Source organism: Roseburia intestinalis L1-82, assembly GCF_900537995.1.
GTDB classification, from domain to species: Bacteria; Bacillota; Clostridia; order Lachnospirales; family Lachnospiraceae; genus Roseburia; species Roseburia intestinalis.
On sequence record NZ_LR027880.1, the window covers coordinates 524,964 to 551,531 of the forward strand.

The window sequence follows — 26,568 nt, forward strand, 5'->3', positions numbered from 1 at the left end:
ATGACATTCTGGGTATTGGTATTTATTGCGGAAATGCTGGAAGTAAAAGGAACGCTATACTTTTTTGATACTTTTATGGAAAAAAGAGATGGCGGATATAGGAACAGATACAGATTTTTTGTTTATTGCGGAGTGCTTTATCTGGCAGCAGTCACAGGGGTATGGATCGGAATGTTAAAATGTATCCTGATTATACTGGTTATGTCTTTCCTAAATCTGGCTTATTATGAGGTCTCCTTCCGGCAGAGTTTTTTATTTTCAATCATCAACTATACAATGCTTGTATTGATTGATTATGTGACTGTTTTGCTGGGAGGAGGAGGTTCAATCCAAGAAAAATGGTTTTTACAGGCACTGATATCAAAGACTGCTTTTATCATTCTGATGTTGTTTATCAGAAGATTTAGCAAGACAAGAAAAAGCTACGGTCTGATTACAGGAAAAGAGTGGTTTCAGTTTTTCTGTGTTCCTGTATTTACGGTGGTCGGTTTCATTCTTATGTTTTATTCAGAAAACGATGATATGCAGAATGTATTTTTATTTCTTTCGGTGGGACTGGTTGCGATTAACCTTATCCTTATGGAGTTCATGCAGAATACCATTGAAAAAGAAGAGAGAATAAAAATTGCGGTACTTACGGAACAAAATCAGAAAAATCGTATTGCAGATTATCAGGACCGGGAAGAAATCTATGAGCGTCAGCGAAGAAAAATGCACGATTATAAAAATCAGCTTTCCACGATCCAGACATTGATAAAGAATGGACACACAGATGAGGCACTTTCCTTTACTCAGAAACTGACAGAGAGCATAGCTGTCGAGATGTCGGCAATCAACACAAATCATCCGGTGGTCAATGCTGTTTTAAATCAGAAGTACCGCAGCATGCAGGAGAAACACATAGCGGTTATCCTAAAAGTAGGGGACTTGCAGGAAATATGTCTGGAAGAGGAAGAAATCGTGATACTGCTCTCAAATTTACTGGATAATGCAATCCGGGAGAGTGAAAAGGTACTGAAAAATACTGGAAAAGCGGTCATTCATCTGAAATTAGAGTGCGAAGATCATAAACTGATATTTGCGGTAAGAAATCCGGTAACAGAAAAAGTAGAAATTCAAAACGACGCGATAAAAAGCAAAAGAGGGGAACATCACGGCATTGGGCTGTTAAATGTAAAAGCAGTTGTGGATAAATATGGCGGTGATATGGTGCTTTCCTGCGATGAAAATGAATTTAAGGCAGTGGTCATCTTGTAAAGAGATGGTCTTTGTATGCGTAATATGGTCGTTTGATGATATGGGACTAGGAGAACAGGTTATTTTATCCGATAAAGAAAGCAAAGGAGGTTACTATGAGTAATACAATTAATGTGAACTATATGACACGGGCTTACAATCAGTACCAACAGAAAAATGCGGCTAAAGATCAGGAGAAGGAAGATACAAGGTTTGCGGATAGTGTAAGAGAAAAGAGCGAAGCTAGTGGAAGTATAGTGGGCAATTCAAAAATAGGTTCTGTGTCTGCTAAAGATATGACGATGGTGGAATACAAGCAGTACATTTACAATAAAATATCTCAAATTCCAATGCACCCCACAAGAGCAGGCGAGTCAATATCTGTTACAATTTCAGAGGCGGGTTTTGAAGCAATGAAGAATGATCCAGAGTATGAAGCATGGGTATTAAATGATTTGCAAGTGGGTTGGTCACAACCAGATAAATGGTCCGGTATATGCGGAGGAGCGTTTTCTACAATATATTATGGAGCATCAAAAGAAGAATGTCATGCTGAGATGTGGAGTGCTGGTTATAACAATGGGAATGGTGGGAAGATTTTTAATGATAAGTCAAAAAATAGTTTTTGGGAGCGCAGAATAGAAAATAAAAAGAGAATAGAAAATCAGGTAAAGAAACAACAGGAAAAAAAGCGGATTCAGAAAAAACAAGCGGAAAGAACAGCTTATGAAGAATATGCGCAAAATAAAAGGTTATCCGCTCAGGATGCCAGAACTCGATTGGTGGCTGAGAGTAGTTCGTCTGCCAAGACTGTCACAATAAGTCAGGCAGTAGCTTCTTATGAGACAAATTTTACAATGGCAGTAAGCGTATCGAACAAAACCCAATAGCCTGCAAATAAAAAATCAAGGCTAAATAGAAAGGAGAGATGCAGTATGGGAATTAATGGAGTATCATCGTATGCCAATACATACACATACGGAAATGTAAAAAATGAAAATGTAAAGCCATCAAAGAATAGTGAAAAGAATTATTATGCAGGATACACTATGAATTCAGCCAATAAGTTTAAAAATGTATCAGACTATTCAAAGTATTTGACTAACAAGTATAAATGTTTGACTCCATGCAAAAATGCTTCTGTATTGATTGACAGAAGTGTAATGCAAAAGGCATGTGGAGATGAAAAAACTGCGAAATGGCTTGAGGAAAATTTAGCAATTATGCCAGATGTTATACGAAATGCACAGAAGGCGGCAATAAGTCATGGTAGTAAACTGATATCAGTGGAGTTTAAGTTTACGAATAATGGAACCGAAATGACAACCTGTGGCATTTTTGGAGAGACTGGTACGGATTCAGAAATTGACAAATGGCTGGAGAGAATGAAAGAGGATAAAGAAAAAGAAGATAAAAAAACAGAAAATATGATTGCTATAGAAGCGACAACTAAAAATAAGGTAGGTTTTGATACATATGCATAGTATCAATTTCTATAATTTTGAAGAAAGAAAAGATTACAAACAAGGTATTGAAGGTAGTGGAGAGAATTGCCCAGAATGAAGTGGAAAAACAGTTCTTGGCAGGACGGCAGAGTATTCAGCAATTTATCACCAGCCGAAAGGACCGAAGAAAAGGGAAAACTAGGTCAGAATAATGAAATATTTTGTGGAGTGTTGTGGTTGTGATTATCGTAATGGCAAAACAAAAGGAGTTAATATGGGATTAGGCGTTGAAAATTCAGTTAAATCCGGGCGGGAATCTGACCTATCAGGATTACGCAAGTGATATCCGGAAAATTTTAGCATATAACCGGACACAGCACAAAGATATTATGTCTGAGTTGAATGTACAGTTTGTTATAGCAGACGGTACAATTCAGATAAACTGATTGGAGGAATAGAAGTATGCACATTGGTTTTGGTCAGAATACCGTATCTTCATTGTACGGTCATCAAAAAGGCGATCATATGAAAACTATAGAGCTTTCTCATAAAAAGCATAAGGCAAATGAATCGCAAGAAAAAATGACCGTAACATCCAGCAAGGACGTATGCCGGAGGATAGGGCATTCAGATGAAGCCGATGGGGAAAATCAGGAAAACGCATATATACATGATAGGTTTGCCTTAGACGCTGGTTACGTAAATTATATTAGAGAAACAGTGCCTAAAACTACTTGGTCAAAGGATTATCTTCAAGAATTATGGGATGAAGAGACTAAATATTTAAAGAGTATCCGTGAAAGTAAAAATGGATATGGTTTCGATGATATTGGAATGGGAGCTGCATATGCCTATTCTACTATGTATCAAAAAATTGTAGAAGGATATAGGAATGGAACAAGAGAAGTGTATGTATGCGATAATCCAGAGAGTGGAAAAAGACGTCTGTTGTCAATGGATGAAGAATTGGAAAAGCTAAATAAAGGTTTTGAGGAACTGATAAAATGGGACAAAATGGTTGCCAAAAGTCAAAAGCAAAATGCAGAAAATAAGCAGAAATTTCAGAATACAAAATTGGATGAATCGTTTGATGCCTTTGATATAAATCAGGCATGTGACTATATTCAAGATTCTTATTTAGAGTTCCGTTCACTTTATCTGGAGCAATATGAAAGAACGGGAGGAAATATAGATATAAAGTCTTTGTTTTCTTATGTTTTAAGAAGCGGAAATCAGGATATGCATAAATATTGTGAATTTCTGTTTGAAAAAATTGGTTTTATTGTTTAATGCGGGCATTAAAATGTTTGAGAAATATTGAAATAATAAGGAAAAAGCATGAGATGGCGGTTGCAAAGCAACAGAGTGAAGCGTGGAGAAAAGCGTTAGATGGAGTGCCGGATAGTTTAAGAATGTTGTTGGAAATAAATAATACTGAAAATGTGCCGGAATATTCAGAAAAACAAAAAAAGCAATATAACGATGCAATCAAGGCTTATGATCATACCGGTAACGGTGTAAGCTGGTCGCAGTTTGAATGGAAAACTTACGATACACAGATGACAGTCACATTTGAGGATTCGGTGAAAGTTGAAAGCATTTCAAAAAATGGAAAGTTTAAGTGTATTATGGAGCCATATCCGGGTAATGAATTAGATTTTTAAAAAGTATTTCATGTAGGAGTCAGAGCATATTACTGACTCCTATGCAGAAAGGAGAACAATTTTATGAGTATAACGAAAGTTGGAAGTTCCTATAATTTCATTTATAACACAAAGACAGGTAAATTATCTACAAAAGATGGCAGCAAAAATGAATTTGTTGATTTTTGCAATGGAGATGTAAAGGGAGAAGATACAGAGACACTGAATCATTTTGATGAGCATACAAGATATCAGTTTACAAGAATGCTGTTTGCATATGGAACCGGAATGACCGGACAGAATCCTTTTGCCAATGATGAGAAAGTCGAGATTACAGCGGATATAGACAGTGCAACCCATACTTCCTTTTATGTGAATGGGCAGAAAGCGTTTACGGCAATTACGGGTATGTCATATCTCCCATCCGAGATTCAAACCTTTGGAACCGTACAGCAGCCATTTAAAACCAGAGGGTACAAACCATATGATCCCAGTACAAACAGTATCACGATTGGGGTTGGAAGCAGATTTAATCTTGGAAATGGATACAGCATGACGGTACAGGAAGATTTTGTCTGGGGCGAGGGCTATGGAAACGGAAGCAAGGCAGATGATGAAAGATGCAATATGATGATAGGTGGTCTGAGCTCCCTGATACATTTTGCGGATCAGCAGTATTTTTCAAGTATGACAGATACATACACCGATTATATTTTAGATTTTCTTGCGTCACAGGGAGTGGATACAAGCAGAGAATTTGTGATAAACGGGACACATTGCGAACTGGTAAATGGGAAAATACGTGAAGTTGGTAACGATTATGTGGTGCCTAGTTCCATTCAGCAGAAAGCAGTGAAAAGATATGAAGAAAGTATGTCACAGCTTTTGAATAGCGGAACTTGGTATAGATGGTCATAAAAGTAATAGATCACTTGGACCGTTATGGAGAGTGAATAGATTCCGAATGACAGAGGAAAGGACAGCATATCTGCAACAGGAAAAAGAATTTTATACAGTGTTGGCATCCAAAATAGGAGAATAATTTTATGCATGATGCAAAAATGATATTGAGATAGGAGGAGTTCCATATGAAATTAGGGAAGAAAACAAAGACTGAAAAAGGAACATTTATGGCATATGCTTCTTGTTCATGTACTTGCTTCTGCGTATGTAAGTGCCAGAACTGTAATAGATCATTGGGGAGAAGAAAATAGAAATGGAAATAAACAATACTGGTTCTACATATGGGGCAGCATTTCGTCAAAAACCGATTTTTTTCATGTCTGGAAAGGAAACAGTGGCATTTTTTGAAGGAAAACTGAAGAAAAATATGACACTTCAGGAAGATTCCTGTACACTTGGCAGCAATGACACTTATCGCAGACAGCATACCACTTATGAGGTTTCGGACAAGAAGAAGGGAAGTACGTTTCTGGATCTGGATTTTCTGATTAAGGACGAAACCAGCAGTCTGAAAGGAAATCTCAGTGATAAAAAGGATGTGGATTTCTACAACTTTTCCATTCCATTTAATCGAACCATACAGAATTATTTTGGGGTTCAAATATACATGGACATGCCGGAAGGCTGTGATTATGACCTCACCTTATATGATGAATATGGCAATCAGGTCGGAAAGGCAGAATGGGACGGAGAAGGACGTAAAACACTGACCATCCCGAACTGGGATACAAATACCAATAAATATTGTATCAAAATAGAAAACAAAAATGGGGAAGAAGTTTCTCCGCATGATTATTATAAAATCAGTTTCAAGGTTACGGAAAATAAAGAACAGGAAAAGACCGATGCCATAAGGGAGGCATTCGGGAACCTTCACGGTGCATACAGCCGGAAAGATGAAAATTGGAGGGAATACCTCGACAAATATAATGAAGTCCTGATGGATACAGAGAAAAATTATACAAAAGAAATGGAGAAACTCCACCAGAAGCAGTTTGAAAGTCTGCCGGAAGAAAAACAATACAAAGGCGGGCGCACAGTGGATGAATTGTTGCAGGACATGGCAGAAGGAAAGACACTGGATGATGCGGAAACGGAGTATGTGAAGATTTTTGCAAACCTGAAAGATTTTGAGAAAGCACAGCAGAAGGCGGAACTGAAAAATGATTTTTCCGAGGATTTTGTAAAGGATCTGGAAAGCAAAGGTATCTCCCGTGATGAGCTGGAGGGAATGCAGATAAAGATTGAAAGCAATGGGAATGTAACAGTGAGCGGTATCGAAGATAAGGAAGTCCGGGAACAGGTTCAGAAACTGGTAGAGGAAAAGTACAGTGACCGGATGTATCAGTATTACACAGGAATTGCTGACAGTGTGGGAAATCTGTCGTCCAATACCTACCAGTATGCCACGGATGTGCAGGAAGTCAGGCGTTACTTAAAAGGGGTTACGGGAGAAGATATTTCTCTGGAGAACCTTTACCTGACACCAGACGGAAAGATTGGCGGGCTGCCGGGAAAAGCTGCTGATCTGATCAACAAAACAAAGGACAACGCCAAGATAGAGCGGATAAAGGATGCATTGATAAATATCATAGGACATAACCGGATAAGTGGTGATCTGGGGATTCCTGATTTTACTTCGGAGTTTCAATTCAGCAATGGAGCGTTCTCTGTGGCAGACAGTGGTTTTACGGTGGATATGGCGGCATTGGATAGAAGGCTGACGCCCCAACCGCATGATAACATGTATTCGGATATGTATGAGTACAGTTTCAGAAAAGTATTATGATTATGAAAAGTAATTATACACAAGGAGAATGAACAGATGGTAATAACCCGCACAGTAGAGATGCATGCGCAGCTTGTGGGATATGATTTTAAGAAAAAAGGTTTACCCACTGATAAAAATATTGCAGTAGAAAATAGTAAAGTTTCCAATGATTATTTCTGGAAAACAAATAAATATACGGATCAGGATGTGTTTGGAAGAACACTGGATCTGACGGCACTTATCAATAAGCCGGACGGATATTTAAAGGGAAGTTTATCGGATACGGAGGATGTGGACTATTACGAATTCAATATTACAGAGTACCGGGCATTAAGTTTTGTGAAGGATACCTATAATAGGGATATTACTATCACTTTAGATCATATACCGGAAGGCTATGATTATGAGATGGTTTTGTATGATGAGGAAGGCAATCAGGTCGGCATTGGGAAAGAGAATGGAAATGGCGGTCTTAGTATTACCATACCGAACTGGAATTCGGACAACACGGGTTATACCGTAAAGGTACAGGCAAAGAATGGTTCGACGGTAAACCCGGATGCCGAATATCATCTTTCTTTCCAGACAACGCAGGCGGATAAAAGCCATGGAGCTTATCAGGAAATGGCAGAGGTTCAGAAATATGCAGGGACAGTCCGGAAGCAGATGCAGGAAGGCTTAATCGATACGGAGGAGATGCGTGCAATTAAGGAAATCCGGCAGAAGTACAAAACTTATTATACAGAGCAGATGGAGAAACTGCATCAGGAACAGGCAGAAGCTGTCATGCAGGGTGGGGCAGTGCCGGATGATGAGCAGATTCACAATTTACTGGAAAAGAAGGCGGCAGGCAAAGAACTGACGGAGCAGGAAAATGCCCTTTTAAATATCTTTTGTACCGCAACAGAGCTGGATAGTGCGAATGCAAGTGCAAAAATGAATACCACAGTAAAAGACAGGATATCTGTTGATTTGCAAGAAGCGGGAATGGATATTTCAGATTCCACGTTTTCCATAAAAATTGGGGCGGATGGTCAGGTAAGTGTCGATGGCATTAATGATAATGCAATGAAACAGAAGATAGAGGATGTTTTGTCAAAGTATTCGGATGATCTGATGGATATTTATTTTTCTATGGATTCGGAAATACAGGCATTGTCCGATAAAGAAAAGTATCTGTTACAAGCTGCGGTGGATGTGGAAAAATTTTTATATAAGGCAACTGGCGGCAGTGTATCGCTTGGAGACCTTTCCGTGGAAAATACAGCGATACATGGTCTGCCGAAAACACTGGATGACCTGTTAAATAATCCGGGCGATAACCTGACCTATCAGGATTATGCAAGCGATATCCGGGAAATTTTAGCATATAACCGGACACAGCACAAAGATATTATGTCTGAGTTAAATGTACAGTTTGTTATAGCAGACGGTACATTTCAGATAAAAGATTAAAGTTTATAATGGAGTATTCAATAAAACCCAAGTGATTGGGAGGGAGAATCATGAGAATAGAGAATGGTTACTTACAACAAAGTATGTTATGCAGTAAAAATAATAGAAATGCAGTAGGAAATTTTTCTGATACAATGAATAAAGCCCAAGAGTGTATAAGTAATAAGATTAGCACAAGGGATTCCTATGTAAACAGTACAGATTATAGTAACTTTGGAATTTATACACAAAATAGTATCTCTCAAGATATTGAATTACCAATAGAGACAGAAAGATATAAAATTGAAGATGCTACATATGTGAATGGAGTAGCAGCATATGAGATTGTAGATAAGCAGACAGGAAAAGATTTTTATATAAGAGAAGATCAATTAGCAATTCAAAGAGATGAGAAAACAGGAATGGAGTTCCTGATTAATATGGATCAGCCATTTTCGTATAATGTAACCATGACAAGTGAACTGAAAAATCTTTTGAATGATTTGTCTGACAAAAGAAATATTGATATAAAGGAGATACCGCTACAGGGGGGATTGGTAGTAAAACGTGATCCAAAGACAGGGTTAAATTATTTGTCGATAAAGGGAAATGAGGCACAAGGAGTTTCGGTAATCATAACATCCGATAAAGATATAGAGACGCTGAATAAATTAGCTGATGAATTTCAAAAATATCCGGTAAGTTCACAGCGGTCTACGGCAGGATTATATGCTTTACTTGAGATATCAGGAAATCTGAAACGCGAAAAAGATGGTTTTACATTTTTGACTCCTAATGGAGTTACATATATTCCGTATGATGGTGATTCCAGCAAAGCATGGGAAATTGATATGCCGGGTTCCTGTTATGCTACTGCCAGAAAATGTTTGGCGGCAGAAAATGATTGTGCAGACATAAGTGCATGGACAAAAAATTTGAAAGGAATAAAGATATATTATGGTGATAATTATGGCACCACTCAGACAAATAATGTATATAAAGTTGATGATTTAGGCAGATATTATATGTTTGCATAAGATATATATACAAGTATGAAACTATAAAAATATAGTATGTTTTATGTGGTAAAAATATTGTATTTATGAGACTTTTGGTATTTCACAAATACCTAAGAAAAAATAAAGTAGAGGAGAGTGTATATTATGAATATTGATTACAGTCAGTTTTACAGAGGAACAACGAATATTCCCTCATATGGGAATGGTATATATAAGAAAGACACCCTTGTAAAGTATGAATTTAACACTACAGATGAACATGGCAATAAGATTATGGACAAGATGTCAAGGGAAGAAACCCTGCAGGCGATGAAGGACATCGGTTCGCAGTATGGAGATGCGGTTATTGTTGAATTTTCGGGAGATGGAATGGCTGCACTTGTGGAAAACAAGAAAGGTATAGTGGATGCCAATGTAACACAGGAGCAGCGGGAATCAATGGAGGCGAGAAATGCAGCGTTCCAAAAAGAAATTACGCAGGTTGATAACTCACTAGAACTTCCGGCATATTCCGGAATGTATGGTGCAGACAAGGCGGTTGCATCTGCGGTGGAGAACTGCAGCAAAGAGGAACAGGGATTTGTGTATGATATCATCCGTCAGAATTTCCTTGTTGGAAATACTGGCTCTATGACAGAGGAAGAACGGCAGGCAAATATTTCACTTGGTATGAAAAAAGCGGAATATGCGGCAGAGAATTTTATCCCGGAAGATAGCAGAAAACCATTTTTGGAAGCAATGGAGTCTATCGCAAAGCTTGCGAGCGCAGGAAAAGCTGACAATAACGGAAATATGGACTATGGAGTAGGGAAAGGTACATATCTTGGACATGGTAGCAATCTTGTAAAGACTACAAATGCGCTTGATATGATGAGGACGATGGACGGCAGTGCATACACGGAATATCAGAAGATTAGTAAAGAAAGCAGCAATGAGGACAGACAGCTTAATGCATTAAAATACCTTACAAATTGGTATGAAGGGGCAGTGAAAAAGAATCCTTCGATGGTTGATAATTACGAAAAGCAGTCGGAGGAATATGTGGAGAAAAATGTAAAAGATCAGAAGCTGGATGCAACTTTTTCAGATATAAAGACAGAGAATAAAGCGGCTTTTTTTGAAAGTCTGAAAGTGTTCCAGAATAATAATCCTAATTTTCTCTCATCTATCATAAATCGGGAGCTGGCATCTAAATTTTGGAGCATTTGATAAACGTAGATTGGAAAAGTTATAATTGCTCGGAAAATGGAAGATAACAACAATAAAGTGTAGAGTGTGCCTTTCACATAGGGACACTTGTTACAAGCAATATTGTAAATGATACAAGTGGAGATTAAGGCACAAATATGATAAAAACAAAAAATATTTCAGAAATGTTGACTTCTTTAATTGAGGAGTATCGTTTTAATAAAAATACTCTTTCAAAATATTTAGAAATAACTGAAGAAACAGTAGATTGAGTAGTAATGGGCAATGTGGAATGTTTGCCAGATGATCCTGCATTGCGTCTTAAAATACTTAGTAAAGTAGGATTTCTGTATTTTGGAGCGATTGAAGATAAGGATAGGCAATTAAGCGGTTTTTTGGAAGTGCTTGTTTCCTATCATGGCATATCCAAGCTAACGATAGCAAAAATGGCTGGTGTTGAGGAAAATGATATTGACAGGCTTTTAGCCAATCCACCAGAAAAAGATGAAATCGAAGTAAAATATAAAATTGCTGTGACTGTTATGGAATTGCGATTTTGGCTAAAAGATTGTGAATCACCGATATAATCGGGATTTGTGAGTAGAGGGCACTTATGAAAAATAAAAGTATCAATCAAGTTTCCATAATAAATGGTGAAGATGGTCCCACAAGTGTTTTTATATTTGGAGAAGCTCAAAAGCAATCTCTAAAGATTAGAATCCGAAATGCTATCTATCAATCCAGACGAAAAAGGATAGAAAAGAGAATAGCGGTCAACCCGCATACCCTTGCGGAAGTGGTGCAATACGCAAAGGATCATTATGATTTAGTGGAAATCAATCCTGCCGCAACAAATTGGATAGAACGACAGAAAAATCTAAAAGCTAGTTTGATTATGCAGCATAAACCAGAACTTTTGGGCCAAAGGAAGGATATTCCAAAACCAGATTTTCATAATGAAGAATCTGTTAAAAATTTTTTGAATGAAATGGAAATTAGAAATAAATTGATTGACCAAATGCCTGATAATGTAATTCCCATGGATTTTCATTTATATGAAATAAAAATTGGTGAGGATTTAATGGAAATAGAGGTAGATTATACCTGGAATATATTTGGAATATCTTACTCTGGAAATAAGTCGGTCATAAAAAGGTTTAAGAAAATAGCCAGAGATTTATATTGTTATTATGGTGTCAGTGAGGAGGATATAAAGAACCGGACAAAAAGATATTCTTCACTGGTAACGGAATTGAGTTCATAATTCAGAATTTTAAATAGAAGTAGGATTTCTGTATTTTGGAGCGATTGAAGATAAGGATAAGCAATTAAGCGGTTTTTTGGAAGTGCTTGTTTCCTATCATGGCATATCCAAGCTAACGATAGCAAAAATGGCTGATGTTGAGGAACAGGATATTGACAGGCTTTTAGCCAATCCGCCAGAAAAAGTTGAAATCGAAGTAAAATATAAAATTGCTGTGACTGTTATGGAACTGCGATTTTGGCTAAAGGATTGTGAGTTACCAATATAATCATGTGGTGCTTGGGAAACTGGTGGAATAACAGGAAATGTAATTAGAATAAAGAAAGATAGAAGGCGAGTAGCGGATTGGTGTCTGCTGCTCACTTTTCGTTTATGGGGATATGTCGCAATACGACTTTTGAAGTGTTGTATTGCAATCTGTTTTCGGGTATTTCTCGTTGGTATCATTACCATAAAAGCGAGGTGAATTCCATGAAAGCAGAGAAGAAGGAAATCAATATACAGATCGGAAAAAGGTTGCAAACCGCCAGAGAAAACAGTGGATATACGCAGGAAGTTTTTGCAGAGACGCTGGATGTAGGGGTAGAGCATTATCGAAAAATCGAAAGCGGTGTCTATGGCTTACAGCCGGAGAAAATGCTGATCTTGTATGAGAAGTACAGGATCGAGCCGACTTATCTGGTTACGGGGGATACAAATCATAAGGTTGATATTGAACTGTTCCTTGCAAACTGCAGCAGGGAGGAACGGGATGCATTTATAGACCGCATGCTTGCGTATATGAGAAAGCTGATGACAGGCCGTTAAAGCAGCACAGTCTCCGGGATGTATATTTGATCAATATATTTTGAGAAGGAGACGATGTATGAGGGTAGCAATCTGCGATGATAATCAGCAGGACATTGAAAGGATTAGACGCTATACATTGCGTATGATCGATTATGCGGTGGAGTATGTGTTTTATACCAGACCGGAAGAATTATTGAGGGAATGTGCAGATGCGGAGCAAAAGCCGGATATGTACATTCTTGATATTGAGATGCCTGGAATGGACGGACTTGCGGTGGCAAAACAGATCCGTGAGACAGATTCCAAAGCATTGCTGGTGTTTCTTACCAGCTATACCAAATACATGCCAAGTGTATTTGAAGTTGTCACATTTGATTTTATTCCAAAACCAATCTCAGAAGAAAGGCTCCGTGTGCTGTTTGAGAAGGCAGGAACCTATCTGAATCTGACCAATCAGAGTTTTTCATTTAGTTACCGCAGGGTGCGGTACAGTCTGAAGTTTGACGAAATCCTGTATCTGGAAAAGCGGGGGCGTCAGGCGATTATCCACACAAAGAAAATGAAATATCAGTCCAACATGAATTTGAATGAAATATGGGGGAAACTGGATGAGCGCATGTTTGCCGCCGTTCATGGCTCTTTTATCGTTAATTTGAAACATGTTCATTCCGTATCCAGCGGCATGGTCATGCTTACAGACGGCACAGAGCTGGGAGTGACAAGAGGGTACCGGAAGGAGCTGACGAAAAAGCACATAGCGTTTGTGCAGGGAGGAATGTGACATGGCATTATATGGGGTGAGGCTTGTCATAAATCTTTTTGACCTCTGCATTTACCGCAGGTATTTAGAGGAGTTCATTGGAAACAGAAAAACTTCCATGGAGTTTTCTGTTCTTCTGCTGATAGTGTGCGAGCTGATTGGAAGTGCGGTGAACCAGATGGGGATAAGCTGGCTGAATTTTGTGACGATGGTTGCGATTCTCTGTGTATATGTCTGCCAGTATGAGGCAGGGATTGTAAGCAGGCTGATTGCGGTTTTGCTGTATATGGGGATTATGGGAGTTGCAGAACCGTTAGGATATTTGTTTAATAAGGCATTCATGGAAAAGGTGTTGGACGATACCACGGTTTCATATTATTTTATCGTGTTTTTTATGGCACTTTTGAAAGCAACAATTGTGGAGGTGTTTTGCAGACTGAAATCTGGAAAAAGCATTCGACTATCAGCAATGCCAAAAGAAACGCAATATATGTTGACAATGATACCTTTATGCAGCCTGATCAGTTGCTTTTTACTGATAGAGGTTGCAAAAGAATTAATCTCGGCACAGATGGTCGTGCTGTGCATGTGCATCATCTTTGTCATTATCATCACTAATTATGTAATTTTTCTGATGATTGAAAAGTATACGACAGTGGAAGAAAAACAGCACGAAGAGGAAATGATCCAGAGGGAAATCTTATACCGGAACGAATACTATCAGGACATGGAACGGTATCAGGAACAGATACAGGACATCCGGCTGGCAGAAGAGATCATTTATTCCGCAAATCCTGTGGTGAATGCCATATTAAAAGTAAAAAGCGTAAAGGCAAAAGAGAAAGAGATACCGATGCAGGTTACAACGCTGCTCCCCCAGAGAGTATCCGTGGATATCGGGGACATGGGTGTTCTGTATGGGAATCTTCTGGATAATGCGATAGAGGCAGCAATGGCAGTGGAACAGGAAAAACGGTATGTTCATGTAGAATCAAAGTTTCAAGAGGGCAGACTGCTTTTATCCATTAAGAACAGCAAGCCATCCGGGACAAGTTCCTATCGACAGACAAGCAAAAAAGATAAAATAAAACACGGCAGGGGAATCCGTTCAGTGCGGAAAGTGGCAGAAAAATATGGCGGGGAGCTTCTGTTAAAGGATCAGGGGGAACATTTTGAGGCAGCCCTTCTGCTCAATGGAATCACAAAACTGGAGTGAACTTGCAACTTATTACAGCAAACCTGCAACTTGTTACAGATAGATTGATTTTTATATGGAAACTGTTAGAGTGAAAATATCAAAAAAAGGAGGGTTTTACTAAAAATGAAGAAAAGAAACTGGATGTACCGACTGAGCAGCAAATCCATGAGCGTGATGGCAGCACTGGCACTTATGGTGACAACCATGGCAACGAACCGTTCCTGCATGTGGTATCTGGGACAGGACAAGATGCCAGAAGATTCCAAAAAACTCAGAAGGTTTTAAGCTATGACGAGATGGCTCAGCCATCGTATGGTTGAGCGGGGAATCATAAAAGAGGAGGAGCAGGAATTATACCAGTTTGGAATACGCAATGGTATGATCCTGCTTCTAAACGTTGTGACGGCACTGGTCATCGGGCTGCTCACAGAGCAACTGGCGGTTGTGGCAGTGTTTACCCTGTCTTTTATGGTTCTTCGCAGCTATACTGGTGGATATCACTCAGACAGCAGGATTTTCTGCTATCTTGGTTCCAATCTGGTGCTGCTGGTTCCGGTTTATACACAGGCTGTGTTTTACAAGACATCGTTGGCATGGCTGCTGGCAGTATTGCTGGTGTCCGCAGGGATTATTTTTTTACTCAGTCCCATGCACAGCAAGAACCGAAAACTGGATAAAGAGGAACAAAAGCATTTTGGCAGAAAAGCAAGGCTGATTGCAGCGTTGGAACTGGCTGTGCTTGGCATTTTGTGGCATGCAGGCCAGGTACTGTATGCTTACGCTGTTTATACAGGAATCTGCATCACGGCACTGTTTATGCTTATAGGAAAAGCACAGCTATGGATACAGTCACATACCGAAAATAGATAGTCCTTTCCGAACAAACGGAAGGGACTTTTTTTCTGGAAAACAGGAAGGATGACAATCCAAGACGGTAACTTATTACAGGTACCGTAAGACTTATTACACTTATATTGAAACGCACTTTCTTTCCAAGTATAGTACCGCAAAAAGGCTTAGGAGAAGAAAGGCGTGGCATGTTTTGGGGAATTCATGCCGCACCGGATTGCAGGGGGCGGCAGAAAGGGAAAAGTTCATAAGGATAACATCCGGGTGCAGTTTTGCATGCTTTATTTTGCATGGGAACAGCACCTTTTTTTATTGTCTTTTTCCAGTGAAGTAAAACCCAGAGGCCCTCCAGATGTCCTTCATTTCAAAAAAATTACGAAATGGAGGACATTTGAATGTCAGAATGGATCAGGATCAGAGTAAAGGATTTTTATAAAGATGCAGTTGGTGAGCTGGAATACACCTATGTGACCAGAGAAGTCTACGAGGCACTTGTCGATACGTTCCGCAAAGAAGCCCACGCACAGGAAATGCGGGATATCAGACATACGACCAAGGACGGATATACAGAGGGAGAAACGGAAGATCTGGTGGAGCTGACCGGGGAATCGGTAGAGGATACGGTCATCCGGCAGATGGAAATAGAAACCCTGCAGAAAGCAATGCAGTCACTCACCCCAGTGCAGAGAGAGCGGCTGCATTTTTATTTTTTTGAGGGCATGACATACCGGCAGATTGCAGCGAAAGAAGGGGTCGGAGAGAAGAACATCCGGGAGAGCATAAACGGTGCGGTAAAGAAAATAAAAAAATATTTTGATTAATACCCCCTCAAAACGTGTTTTTCTGTGAGTACCTTATGAGAGGAACTTTTTCTGGACAGATGGTCTCTTCCGGGAATCCTCTCATGTCTCGTGTGTGGATACGACACAGGCAGACAAAACGCACATTGAAAAATGCCGGAGAGGAATGCAGGGCTCCGAGCGCAGGATGGAATCACGCCATATCCTGCCAGCCATATCCAGCAGTTCAGATACGTTAGCCGTTTCATGAGCCGTAACCGGGGCGCAGTGACACTCCTGCAGCAATCGGGCAGATGTTCTTTCTGCCAGCCATGCTGTGAAAAAGATCGCATCTAAGGAGCCGAGCGGGAAAGCCGGGGTACAGCCTGTCTGTGGTGGACAGGCGCGAAGAGGGGAATGGCCTATAATGATACACCTTGAGATTAGCCAGCACGCAGTGGTGGAGGTGAGCTACCTGTGATGTCTGCCTGTCCGAGTGGCAGGGACCAAAGACAGTCTGGACTGACTGCCCATGAAATGCCGGCTTTGGGATTTTTTCTTCTCTGTTTTGGCGGCGTTTTGGTTCCGGGGAGTAGTGACGAATAGGGACAGACACTTTTTATTTATGAAGTGAAGGATTATGGCAGTAAGACTTAATTACAGAAACCATGCGGCGGAGGGGAACTTCCGCCGTATTCTTGTGGAGTTAAGAAAAGCTGAAAAATGGGGAATGGAGGAAAACAGGAGATGAAGAAAGAAGATACCGAAATGATGTTAAGGATTTTTGAAACGGAGAGGGCAGGATATGCCTATCTTTATCCGAGTGATGGAGGGGAGCGGAAAGAGGACTATATCTCGACTACGGCAGAAAATATCGCAAATTATATCGGCAGCCACATGTTTGAGGCTGAAAAGATCGTCATCACAGATATGTGTGACAGGCTGATATTAGATACCTGCGGCTATTTTATCAATAGCTGTCCGAATCAGGAATTCTGCAAGGAAATCAATCCGTTCTTAATCCCAATCCAGATGGGAGAAAAGGACGCAGGAGAGGTGCTTTCAGTCAGCAGGGATGTATCGGAACAGTATTTCCGGGAAGAAGATGAGGCTGCAACCATGGCTGAAATCGGGATGATGTAAAGGTGTTTCTTCTGGGCAAAAGTGTTTGGCTTGGGAGAATGAATTTAACGTTCTTAAATTGCGGGAGGAAAAAGGGAAAAGATGATGGAAGGCGGAGCGAATGAGGTGCGGTATAAGATTGCCGAATTTCTCTTAAAAAGGATGCATGAAGATAAGCTGTTAACCGAGGAAGAATGGGAAAAAATCCGGGTTTTGAATGTCAAGACTTTCTCCCCGGAATTAGCAAAAGTATATCTGTAATAACACTGGATATATAAAGGACTATGTGGTAGTGTATGTTGCTGACAGGGAGTGCAAACCCTTGAAAATACTGGGAAAGGAGAAAAAAGCATGGCAAAAAAAGTGACTGTCATAAAGGCAGCAAAAGCGCAGAAACATACACAGGAAGAACGCAGGCTGAAAGTGTGCGGATATGCCAGAGTCAGTACCGGCAGTCAGGCACAGGCAACTTCCTATACTGCACAGGTCGAGTACTATACGGAAAAAATCGAGAGCAACCCCCTGTGGGAGTTTGCAGGGGTGTATGCGGATGAAGGAATCAGCGGAACAAACGTAAAGCACAGGGATGAGTTCCAGATGATGATTTCAGACTGTGAGGATGGGAACATCGACCTGATCCTTACGAAATCCATCACAAGATTTGCAAGAAATACGGTGGAATGCATCCAGACCATCCGAAAGCTGAAGGAGATCGGCGTTGGAATCTACTTTGAAAAAGAGAATATCAACACGCTGTCAGAAAAAAGCGAGCTGTTCATTACCATCCTGGCATCGGTGGCGCAGGGGGAATCAGAAAACATCTCAAGCAACAACCGCTGGGCGATACAGAAACGCTTTCAGGATGGAACCTATATCATATCCACGCCAGCGTATGGCTATGGAAAAGACGAGGATGGAAATTTAGTCATCATAGAATCCGAGGCAGAAACCGTAAGGTGGATTTATGAGTCTTACTTAAACGGCATGGGAGTGTATGTGATAGCAAAGGCACTGAACCAGAAAGGCATTCCAACAATCCGGGGTGCAGAAAAGTGGCAGGACGGGGTGATACAGGACATTCTGAAAAATCCCATTTATGAGGGAGATATGCTTCAGCAGAGGACATATACAGAAACAAGGTTCCCATTTGTCCGCAGGGTAAACAACGGACAGAGAAACCAGTATCTCATCAAAGACAGCCATCCGCCAATCGTCACACATGAGGAGGCAGAAGCGGTACGCAACCTGATGGCATACCGGGTGGATGTACTGCACATGAACAAGAGTGACTACACCAAAAGATACCTGTTTTCCGGCAGAATCATCTGCGGAGAGTGCGGAAGAACCTTCCGGCGGCAGAAAATCTACATCGGGAAACCATATGAAAAAATCATCTGGACGTGCAGCGGACATGTGGAGGATAAAGAGCGCTGCTGCCTGAAAGCCATCCGGGAGGATGTGCTGCACCGGGCTTTTACAGACATGTGGAACAAGCTGTACACCAATCAGGGAACGATATTAGAGCCGCTGTTAAAAGAGCTGACAGAACTTGTGGCAGCAAGGCAGGACAGTGAGGAAATCAGACAACTGGATAAGGAAATCAAAGATATAAGCGGGCAGAGCCAAATCCTAAACCAAGTCATGAGGAAAGGATATATGGACTCTGCTCTTTTTATGGAGAGCAGTAGCAAGCTTGGCTGGCAACTGACGGAATGCAGGAGAAAAAAGACACTTTTGACCAGAAAGCTGAGAAGGACAAAAGAAATCGTGCGGACCGAACAGCTTATCCAACTGATCGCAGAACAGGACGGATTAATGGAGGAGTTTGACGAGCAACTGTTTAAAATGACAGCGGAGAAGATCGTGGTCTCCAAAGAACACGACATCACCTTCTGCCTGTACAACGGACTGAAACTGACGGAGAGGGGAGGTGGACAGGATGCAGTGGCACATGCCAATCGGCTATAAAGTTGTGGATGGAAAAATCACCATCTGCGAAGAGCAGAGAAAGATTGTGGAACAGATATTTACAGACTATGACAGCGGAGTGGCGGCAGGCAGGATCGCCCAGAACCTGAAAGGGAGAAAAATATGCAATGCAAAAGGGAAAGTGTCCTGGACCCATGCATTCATTGGCAGGATACTGGAAAACCCAAGCTACCTTGGCACAGAATACTATCCGCAGCTCATAGGAGAGGAACTGTTTGAGAGAGTCCAGCGCAGACGGGAAAAGGTGAGGGCAGAGCTTGGAAGGGCAGACCACCGGTCCGGCAGGGATGAGAGAATCCTCTTCGGAGGTGTCATCTGGTGTGCAGAATGCGGGGCAGTATGCAGCCATATCCAGCCGAGCCACAAAAAAGAGCGTGGCGGCACTGCCAAGTGGAAGTGCAAGAGTTATGTGATTGGCAGAGCAAAAAACTGCAGGAACAGTTTTATTACAGACGGGCAGGCAAAGCAGGTGTGTGTGGAAGCCATCAATGCAGTGATACGAAACAAAGGCCTGCTCCGGGTACAAAGGCAGGAGGAAAAGGTCAGCCCTCAGTACCGGGTTCTGGAGCGGAACCTGCAGCGGATGAAAGAAGAACAGGAACGCACAGAAACAGACCTGATGAAATTGCTCTATGAAAGGGCAGAGGAACGCTACCGGACACTGGAGGTCAGGGATGGGGAGTTCCGGACAGAGGAGGTCAAAAACATCCTTGCAGGGAAAAAGGAACTGGAAACATTTGATGAAAATTTATATAGAAAAATAATCGCACGCATCTGGGTGCATGGCGGAAACATGGCAGAAGTGGAGCTTATCAATGGGAGCCGTGTCACAGCCGGGTACAAGGATTAGGAGGGAGAGCAGATGGCAGAAACAGCAAAAAAGATCAGCATGATACCTGCCAAGGTGCAGTATGACCGGAATGTGAAACTGTCAGAGAAGAAAATGAAGGTCGCTGCCTACTGCCGTGTCAGTACGGAACTGGAAGAGCAGGACAGCAGCTATGAGGCACAGGTGGAGTATTATACCAGCAAGATATCTGAAAACGAAAACTGGAAAAATGCCGGCATCTATGCAGATGACGGAAAGAGTGGAACAAACACCAAAAAGAGGGCAGACTTTAATGCCATGATACAGGATGCCCTTGCCGGAAAAATCGACATGATCCTTACAAAGTCGGTCAGCAGGTTTGCGAGGAACACGGTAGACTCGCTGGTGACCATCCGAAAACTGAAGGAAAAGAATGTGGCGGTGGTGTTCGAGAAAGAGGGGATCAATACACTGGAGGGAACCGGCGAAATCCTTATCACCATCTTAAGCAGCCTGGCACAGGAGGAGAGCCGCAACATCAGTGAGAACATCCGCTGGGGAGTCGTGAGGAAATTTGAAAAAGGCAAGGTCATCGTAAACTGCACAAAGTTCATGGGATACACCAAAAACGAGGATGGTGACCTGGTCATCGTACCCGAAGAGGCAGAGATCGTAAAGCTGATCTTCCGCCTTTATCTGGAAGGCTACAGTACCGGGAAGATCGCAAAGCATCTGGAAGAGCAGGGAATCAAGACCGCCACAGGGCAGGACAAATGGCATTCCACGGTAATAGACAAAATGCTCCGCAATGAAAAATACATGGGAGATGCATTACTGCAGAAAACCTATACGGTGGATTTCATGACAAAAAAGAAAGTCAAGAACACTGGAATCGTACCGCAGTATTATGTGGAAGATGACCATGAGGCAATCATTCCGAAAGAGCTGTTCTACAGGGTACAGGAAGAGATGATGCGGAGGGCATCCTTATGCAAGGCGGCTGTCACCCGGAAGAAGAACCAGAAAAGCAGGTATTCCTCCACCTATGCACTGACCGGCATGCTGATCTGCGGAAAATGCGGACAGGAGTACAGGAGAGTCACCTGGGCGAGAAACGGGAAAAAGAAAGTGGTCTGGAGATGCAGCAATCGGCTGACCAACGGAGTGAAGAAATGCGGGGAATCCGAGACACTCGAAGAGAACGCATTAAACAGGGCGGTGATGGAAGCCATCCACAGGATCACAAGTGATGATATGGAATTTATGGAAAACTTCCGGCAGAACATCATCCATGTCATCGGGAACTACAGCACCGCAAAAGAGTCTGAGGAATACGAAGAAAAGATAAAAGAAAAGCAGGAAGAGATGGTGGCACTGATCGCGGAGAATGCAAAGACCGGCTCCTACACACCGGAGTTTGATGAACGCTATCGCACCATAGCAGAGGAAATCAATGCCTTAAAAGAGGCACAGAAAACAGCCAGAAACGAGAAATGGATGGCTGACAGCTATGAACAGAGAATCCAAGATATCGACCATTACTTAAGCACAAGCACCTGCCAGATACCGGAGTTCGACAATGACCTTGTCAGACGGCTGATCTCCACCATCAAAGTGGAATCCAGCGAGAAGCTGCTGATACAGTTCCAGTCAGGCATTGTCATGGAACAGGAGATTCGATATGAGTAAGGCTGCGGCAGGAATGGCAGCAAGTAAATAGGAAACGTTGTTCCTGCCAGTTTATGGTAAGAATAAAATGCCCGATGATCCGGGCGTTTTATTGTTGGCATAAAATAGGAAAGGACAGCAGAAAGCATATAACGGAAAATGAGTAAAAGAAAGTGGATATAAAAAAAGCACATGAAGTAAGTGTGCGACAGGAGGAGAAAAGCGTATGAATTATGAGCAACTGATAGAAGAACTGAGGGAGGAAATGTTACAGCTTGTAAACACGAAATGTGATGCACTGCTCCAGATGTACCGAAGTGGAGAAATGAGGACAGACATGAAAGATACAATCCGGGAAAGCAGTCTTATTACAGTGTCCCCGGCAGAACTGAAAGGGAAAAGACCGCTGGCAGTCCAGTTCGCGCCGGGAGAATGGATAGAGACACCTACATGGAGAAAGGTGGCACAAAGAATTTTGCAGACCTATAATGAACAGCCGGATATCCATGAGCGTTTTATGGAAATGTGTGGAAAAGTAGCCGGACGCTGGAGGACGATCCTTGGCAGTTCACCGGAAGAAATGGATGTACCGCTAAAGGTGGATGAGGAACTTTATTTTGAGGGAAAATTTGACACCGAAGCGATGTTAAACATGTTAGAGAAAAAAGTGCTGGAACCGGCAGGAGTTGATTACAGCAGCATTAAAATCCGGTATATGGGAAAAGGGCAGGAAGTAGCAAAAAGTTTAGAGCAGGATGTTTTGGAGCAGGAGGGGCAGGAACAGCATGCACCGGTGCAGACAATGTAAAAAATGGACGGAATCAAGACTCCAAGTCTATGACAGGTTTGGAGTTTTTCTTATGTTCCTTTTCCAAATGTAAAAATTGATTGTATAAAAGAAATGGGTAAGTTATAATCTCATCTTTGACAGTTGATTAGTTAAAAAAGTGCCACAATCCCTGTAAATACAAGGGGCGTGGCACTTTTATCTGCATACACGAAATATAGTAATGTTTTATCTCCGCTTACTTTTTTTCTGAATTCCTTTCATTTTCCGTTTTGTTATGAATTGATAGTCCGTTCTGAATCCGCAGGTTTCATGGAGATCATCAGTGATTTCCTGACGTTCATATACCGGCATGAAGCCCTGTTCTTCTATATCCGTAAATTTTATGTCTTTTAAAGTGTGAAGTAATTGTTCTGTGGTATAAGTCCCTTTCAAGGAGCGGTTTAATAACCGGAAATGTAACAGAGCAAGAAAGCAGGTGAGGAAATGAGCTTTAATCCGATCTTCACGGTTTAAGTAAACGGGTCTGGCTTCAAAGTCTGTTTTCATAGTTCTGAAACAGTCTTCAATCTGCCATCTTCCTTCACTGACTTTTAAGATATCTGCAACGTCATCATCAAGCAGGTCTGTACATACCGCATAAAGTCCGTCATACATTTCTTCTTCAGCAATCTTATCCGTATCGAGATAATAGTGGATCTTAGCTTTTTCTCCTTCGTTGGTTACAGCTACCTTATTTACAAATCTTGCAGGATCATTTGGATTTTTACGCTGTTTTTTTAGAGAGCCATTTGCAACCATTTTTTCTGCCCGACAGATCTGCTCCGCACGGATGGCTTTCTGATAAGCGGCATATTTAGGGGAGACCAGCTATGAAAAGTCAACCATAAATTAGCAAAAAATTTCTTTTTCATATCGGTGGTAAAAAAGGGTAACTTTAATAGAGCTCCCTTAGGGTGCTTTTTCAAAATCTATCGATATTGGTATACAGACCTCTTATTCGAGGTTGAATTCTACTTCGCCAGTGAGCATCTTCCAGATGACTCTGACAAGCTTGCCGGCACAGTGCCCAAGTGCATTGTAGTGAGACCGGCCTTCAGCCCTCTTGGCATCATAATAAGCCTTGAAGGTTGCGTTGTTTCTGACAACGTTCCAAGCTGCATTTACAAGGGCATATCGTAAAACACGAGAGCCACGTTTGGACATCCTTGTTGTCTTAGCCTGAAAGTTACCAGACTGATAAACAGAAGGATCCAAACCGGCAAAAGCAAGCAGCTTGTTAGGATTGGAGAAACGGTGAATATCACCTATTTCACCAAGAATCATTCCACCATTGATATAACCGATACCAGGAATGGTCATGATGACAGAATCGTTGAATTTCATGATATCCGTCATCTCAGCTTCAATCTTTTCTAATTGGCTATCCAGTAACTCGATTTGTTGAATGGTTTGAGTTATCTGAATAGATATAGCGCTGTCGTTAGCACCGACAGACTTCTGTGCGAGAACTCTTAATTCTTTGGCCTGTTCTTTGGTAAAGTGTCCGTGTGAGTTCACTTTGAGCAGATTTGCCAGATGAGTCATATGCATGGAAGCAATCTCTTTTGGAGAAGGTGTTTCTTTTAATAAAGCATAGACAGCGTGTTGATGCAGACCGGATTTGAAAAAGTATTGAATCTCCGGAAAGACCTGATCAACATAGGTTGTCAGTTGAATTTTCAATCGGGTACGTTGCTTTATGGTTTTCTGACGGAAACGTCCCAATGCCTTAAGATCCATCATATCGAGATCGAAGAAGCTGACGAATCTGAGGTTGTCCTGCATCATAAGAGTTTTAGCAATCACGTAAGTGTCGACCTTATCTGTCTTAGTTTTGCGAACGTTATTTTTTCGCATTTGACAGGTTTTGATGGGGTTCAACACACACACTTGGTAAAGCTCAGTAACAAGGTATCGAACAAGGTTGTCACCGTAGTGTGCCGTTGACTCAAGACCGATGATGAGGCTGTTCTTATCGAATGATTCGAGTTTAGAGACCAGCAGTTGGAAGCCATCAGCGTCATTTGTGAATTTGAACGGCTCAATGATTATTTCACCGTCGGAAGAAATCGCAGCGGCGAAATGATTAAGTTTGGCAATATCAATGCCTACGTAAATTTTCATGAGGTTGTACCTCCCTTTCCTAAAGTCTGATACCATGATGTCCACCAACGATTATCATCGTAGACTTGATAGAAATAAGTACTCTGAGTGAAAAACACTCCGGCAACATCCAGCTAATAAACAATTCAGATAAATGTAGTGGCAATACACTCCAGTTGAGTAGTCAAGCTACAGAAAACAAATCAAAAGTCCATAGTATCTGAATTGTATTGAACCACGATATTAAAAGAAAGGAAATATGTGATAATTAACTTCCTAATTATCATACAAGTAGGTTATGATTAATTTTTGATCCAGTTTTTTTGTTGTCAATGGTTCGTCTTTATAATAAAGCTGGTTCTTGTCATCATCTGTCAGTTTTGTGAGATCAACAGGTTTATCATCTGAGAGACGTTTGAAGCCAGTTTTCTTTAAAGCCCATGCCCGATCTTCAGCAGGCAGCTTTTTGATGGACTGAGTGACAATAAATGCCCTCTGTCCCATGTGATTAAGAACACGGTTATCCTCAGAAGCAAGTCCGGCGTCACTACAATAGATAAACTTATCACAGCCGAATTGTTGGAGAATCTTTGTTTCTAAAGGTTTTAAGGATTTCTGCTCATTTTGGTTTCCAGGAAAGAGTGAGAAAGCCAAAGGTATTCCGTCACCATCTGTAAAGAGTCCCATTTGAATAATGGGATTCGGACGGTGCTCTTTGCTTTTTCCGTATTTTTTATCTCCATCTTCCTGTTCGATTTCAAAGTAGTAGTTTGTGCAATCATAATAAAGGATCCGATCCATTCTGTCACCAAGAAAAAAGCTGTTTTTATAAACTTCTGATTGAATAAAATCCATTTCAGAAGCAAGAACAGAAAGAGCTCGGTAAACATCATGAAGTTCATAAGTTGGAGGCTCAAGGAACTGTTTTGCTGCTCGAAAGGAAGAACTTTTGCTGGAAGGTTCCAGAACCCTTGTATAAATTAAATCAGATAAAATAGCATTAAGATCATACTCGAATTTATGTCGGCTTTTGATTTTTCGGCAGACAGAATCGAGCTTAAGTCCATAGTAAATAGACTGAAGAAAAAGATATCCGCCAGAAAAAAGTTTCTGCTTATTATAGTCCATGAGTCTGTTGGAATGAAATGGAATCATGACAGTAGCATCCTCTTTTTCACTTTTATATTTCAGTGTTTCAAGACGAGCCTGTTCATTTGCCCATTCAACAACTCCGTCACGATCCGTGTGGAGCTGCGCCGATAATTCAGCTAACGTACCTAATTTTCGGATGGTTTTGGAAGTACTTTTCCCATTGGCATTTGTATAGGACTGAGTGATGTAAAAGGACTCAGAATTTTTTGATTTTGATGTTGTTATACGCACAATAATCACCTCTGTCACTATTATACCACATATCACCAAATATTACTATATAATAAAAATAAAAATTTGACAAAAAAATAAGCCTATTTCAAGGCTTTGTGGTACTTTTTTGGATTTCAATGTGTCAAACTCCCGAGCAGGAGGGGCAGGAACAGCATGCACCGGTGCAGACAATGTAAAAAATGGACGGAATCAAGACTCCAAGTCTATGACAGGTTTGGAGTTTTTCTTATGTTCCTTTTCCAAATGTAAAAATTGATTGTATAAAAGAAATGGGTAAGTTATAATATAGGTGTGGTCAGATGCCTTTTTGGGGATGACTATATCT

The 26,568-nt window shown here is 41.1% G+C and carries 27 protein-coding genes and 3 pseudogenes; 27 read left to right on the plus strand and 3 right to left on the minus strand.

Going from position 1 to position 26,568, the window contains the following annotated elements; translation table 11 throughout:
* From RIL182_RS02635 to RIL182_RS02750, 27 genes and pseudogenes are all read left to right on the plus strand, one after another.
* Entirely contained in the window at positions 1-1,257 is a 1,257-nt protein-coding gene (locus tag RIL182_RS02635) for a sensor histidine kinase (RefSeq protein ID WP_006859188.1), read from the plus strand.
* Between the two features lie 95 nt (positions 1,258-1,352).
* Complete coding sequence (locus RIL182_RS02640) at positions 1,353-2,126, plus strand: hypothetical protein (RefSeq protein ID WP_006859189.1); 774 nt, start codon at positions 1,353-1,355, stop codon at positions 2,124-2,126.
* 45 nt (positions 2,127-2,171) lie between these two features.
* The gene (locus tag RIL182_RS02645) at positions 2,172-2,720 is read left to right on the plus strand and encodes a hypothetical protein (RefSeq protein ID WP_006859190.1); all 549 of its coding nucleotides are present in this window, start codon (positions 2,172-2,174) and stop codon (positions 2,718-2,720) included.
* Between the two features lie 248 nt (positions 2,721-2,968).
* Positions 2,969-3,127: a hypothetical protein gene (locus RIL182_RS21090; RefSeq protein ID WP_006859191.1), complete on the plus strand. Its 159-nt coding sequence runs from the start codon at positions 2,969-2,971 to the stop codon at positions 3,125-3,127.
* A 16-nt stretch (positions 3,128-3,143) separates the two neighbouring features.
* Positions 3,144-3,971, plus strand: coding sequence for a hypothetical protein (locus tag RIL182_RS02650; protein ID WP_006859192.1), 828 nt, complete (start codon positions 3,144-3,146; stop codon positions 3,969-3,971).
* A complete protein-coding gene (locus RIL182_RS02655) occupies positions 3,971-4,345 on the plus strand; it encodes a hypothetical protein (protein ID WP_006859214.1) in 375 nt (124 codons plus the stop codon). Before RIL182_RS02650 ends, RIL182_RS02655 begins: the two co-directional genes overlap by 1 nt.
* A 63-nt stretch (positions 4,346-4,408) precedes the next feature.
* Positions 4,409-5,242: a hypothetical protein gene (locus RIL182_RS02660; protein ID WP_006859193.1), complete on the plus strand. Its 834-nt coding sequence runs from the start codon at positions 4,409-4,411 to the stop codon at positions 5,240-5,242.
* 170 nt (positions 5,243-5,412) lie between these two features.
* Positions 5,413-5,538: a CLI_3235 family bacteriocin precursor gene (locus RIL182_RS22265; protein ID WP_082241399.1), complete on the plus strand. Its 126-nt coding sequence runs from the start codon at positions 5,413-5,415 to the stop codon at positions 5,536-5,538.
* 2 nt (positions 5,539-5,540) lie between these two features.
* Positions 5,541-7,076, plus strand: a complete 1,536-nt coding sequence (locus RIL182_RS02670; RefSeq protein WP_006859194.1) for a hypothetical protein — start codon at positions 5,541-5,543, stop codon at positions 7,074-7,076.
* A 36-nt stretch (positions 7,077-7,112) separates the two neighbouring features.
* Positions 7,113-8,513: a hypothetical protein gene (locus RIL182_RS02675; protein WP_006859195.1), complete on the plus strand. Its 1,401-nt coding sequence runs from the start codon at positions 7,113-7,115 to the stop codon at positions 8,511-8,513.
* Positions 8,514-8,563: 50 nt separating this feature from the next.
* Entirely contained in the window at positions 8,564-9,529 is a 966-nt protein-coding gene (locus RIL182_RS02680) for a hypothetical protein (RefSeq protein ID WP_006859196.1), read from the plus strand.
* Positions 9,530-9,655: 126 nt separating this feature from the next.
* Positions 9,656-10,720, plus strand: a complete 1,065-nt coding sequence (locus tag RIL182_RS02685) for a hypothetical protein (RefSeq protein WP_006859197.1) — start codon at positions 9,656-9,658, stop codon at positions 10,718-10,720.
* A gap of 137 nt (positions 10,721-10,857) precedes the next feature.
* Positions 10,858-11,286: pseudogene (locus RIL182_RS02690) on the plus strand (HTH domain-containing protein).
* A gap of 26 nt (positions 11,287-11,312) precedes the next feature.
* Positions 11,313-11,963 carry a hypothetical protein gene (locus tag RIL182_RS02695; protein ID WP_006859199.1) on the plus strand — a complete coding sequence of 217 codons (651 nt, stop codon included), beginning with the start codon at positions 11,313-11,315 and terminating at the stop codon, positions 11,961-11,963.
* Between the two features lie 28 nt (positions 11,964-11,991).
* A complete protein-coding gene (locus RIL182_RS22025) occupies positions 11,992-12,231 on the plus strand; it encodes an HTH domain-containing protein (protein ID WP_319017280.1) in 240 nt (79 codons plus the stop codon).
* A 203-nt stretch (positions 12,232-12,434) separates the two neighbouring features.
* The gene (locus RIL182_RS02700; protein WP_006859200.1) at positions 12,435-12,770 is read left to right on the plus strand and encodes a helix-turn-helix domain-containing protein; all 336 of its coding nucleotides are present in this window, start codon (positions 12,435-12,437) and stop codon (positions 12,768-12,770) included.
* Between the two features lie 58 nt (positions 12,771-12,828).
* Positions 12,829-13,533, plus strand: a complete 705-nt coding sequence (locus RIL182_RS02705) for a LytR/AlgR family response regulator transcription factor (RefSeq protein WP_006859201.1) — start codon at positions 12,829-12,831, stop codon at positions 13,531-13,533.
* A 1-nt stretch (position 13,534) separates the two neighbouring features.
* Positions 13,535-14,728: an ATP-binding protein gene (locus RIL182_RS02710; RefSeq protein WP_006859202.1), complete on the plus strand. Its 1,194-nt coding sequence runs from the start codon at positions 13,535-13,537 to the stop codon at positions 14,726-14,728.
* A gap of 105 nt (positions 14,729-14,833) precedes the next feature.
* Positions 14,834-14,995: a cyclic lactone autoinducer peptide gene (locus RIL182_RS02715; protein ID WP_006859203.1), complete on the plus strand. Its 162-nt coding sequence runs from the start codon at positions 14,834-14,836 to the stop codon at positions 14,993-14,995.
* A gap of 3 nt (positions 14,996-14,998) precedes the next feature.
* Complete coding sequence (locus RIL182_RS02720; RefSeq protein WP_044999554.1) at positions 14,999-15,580, plus strand: accessory gene regulator B family protein; 582 nt, start codon at positions 14,999-15,001, stop codon at positions 15,578-15,580.
* A 374-nt stretch (positions 15,581-15,954) separates the two neighbouring features.
* On the plus strand, positions 15,955-16,380 hold the full coding sequence (locus tag RIL182_RS02725; RefSeq protein ID WP_006859205.1) for an RNA polymerase sigma factor: 426 nt from the start codon (positions 15,955-15,957) through the stop codon (positions 16,378-16,380).
* A gap of 705 nt (positions 16,381-17,085) precedes the next feature.
* On the plus strand, positions 17,086-17,481 hold the full coding sequence (locus RIL182_RS02730; protein ID WP_015516261.1) for a hypothetical protein: 396 nt from the start codon (positions 17,086-17,088) through the stop codon (positions 17,479-17,481).
* An 81-nt stretch (positions 17,482-17,562) separates the two neighbouring features.
* A complete protein-coding gene (locus tag RIL182_RS21100) occupies positions 17,563-17,721 on the plus strand; it encodes an SHOCT domain-containing protein (protein ID WP_006859206.1) in 159 nt (52 codons plus the stop codon).
* 90 nt (positions 17,722-17,811) lie between these two features.
* The gene (locus tag RIL182_RS02735; RefSeq protein WP_044999555.1) at positions 17,812-19,428 is read left to right on the plus strand and encodes a recombinase family protein; all 1,617 of its coding nucleotides are present in this window, start codon (positions 17,812-17,814) and stop codon (positions 19,426-19,428) included.
* Positions 19,400-20,299 (plus strand): recombinase family protein, encoded by a 900-nt coding sequence (locus RIL182_RS02740; RefSeq protein WP_242655648.1) that lies wholly within the window; start codon positions 19,400-19,402, stop codon positions 20,297-20,299. The genes RIL182_RS02735 and RIL182_RS02740 overlap by 29 nt, the downstream gene beginning before the upstream one ends.
* A gap of 12 nt (positions 20,300-20,311) precedes the next feature.
* Positions 20,312-21,946 carry a recombinase family protein gene (locus RIL182_RS02745; protein WP_006859208.1) on the plus strand — a complete coding sequence of 545 codons (1,635 nt, stop codon included), beginning with the start codon at positions 20,312-20,314 and terminating at the stop codon, positions 21,944-21,946.
* Positions 21,947-22,151: 205 nt separating this feature from the next.
* On the plus strand, positions 22,152-22,733 hold the full coding sequence (locus RIL182_RS02750) for a hypothetical protein (RefSeq protein WP_006859209.1): 582 nt from the start codon (positions 22,152-22,154) through the stop codon (positions 22,731-22,733).
* Positions 22,734-22,940: 207 nt separating this feature from the next.
* Here the strand turns inward: RIL182_RS02750 and RIL182_RS02755 are convergent.
* The 3 genes and pseudogenes from RIL182_RS02755 to RIL182_RS02765 form a co-directional block, all read right to left on the minus strand.
* Positions 22,941-23,576 (minus strand): annotated as a pseudogene (locus RIL182_RS02755) (IS1634 family transposase); the annotation flags it as partial.
* 132 nt (positions 23,577-23,708) lie between these two features.
* A complete protein-coding gene (locus RIL182_RS02760; protein ID WP_134522982.1) occupies positions 23,709-24,878 on the minus strand; it encodes an IS110 family RNA-guided transposase in 1,170 nt (389 codons plus the stop codon).
* A gap of 270 nt (positions 24,879-25,148) precedes the next feature.
* Positions 25,149-26,240, minus strand: a pseudogene (locus tag RIL182_RS02765) (IS1634 family transposase); the annotation flags it as partial.
* Positions 26,241-26,568: the final 328 nt, after the last annotated feature.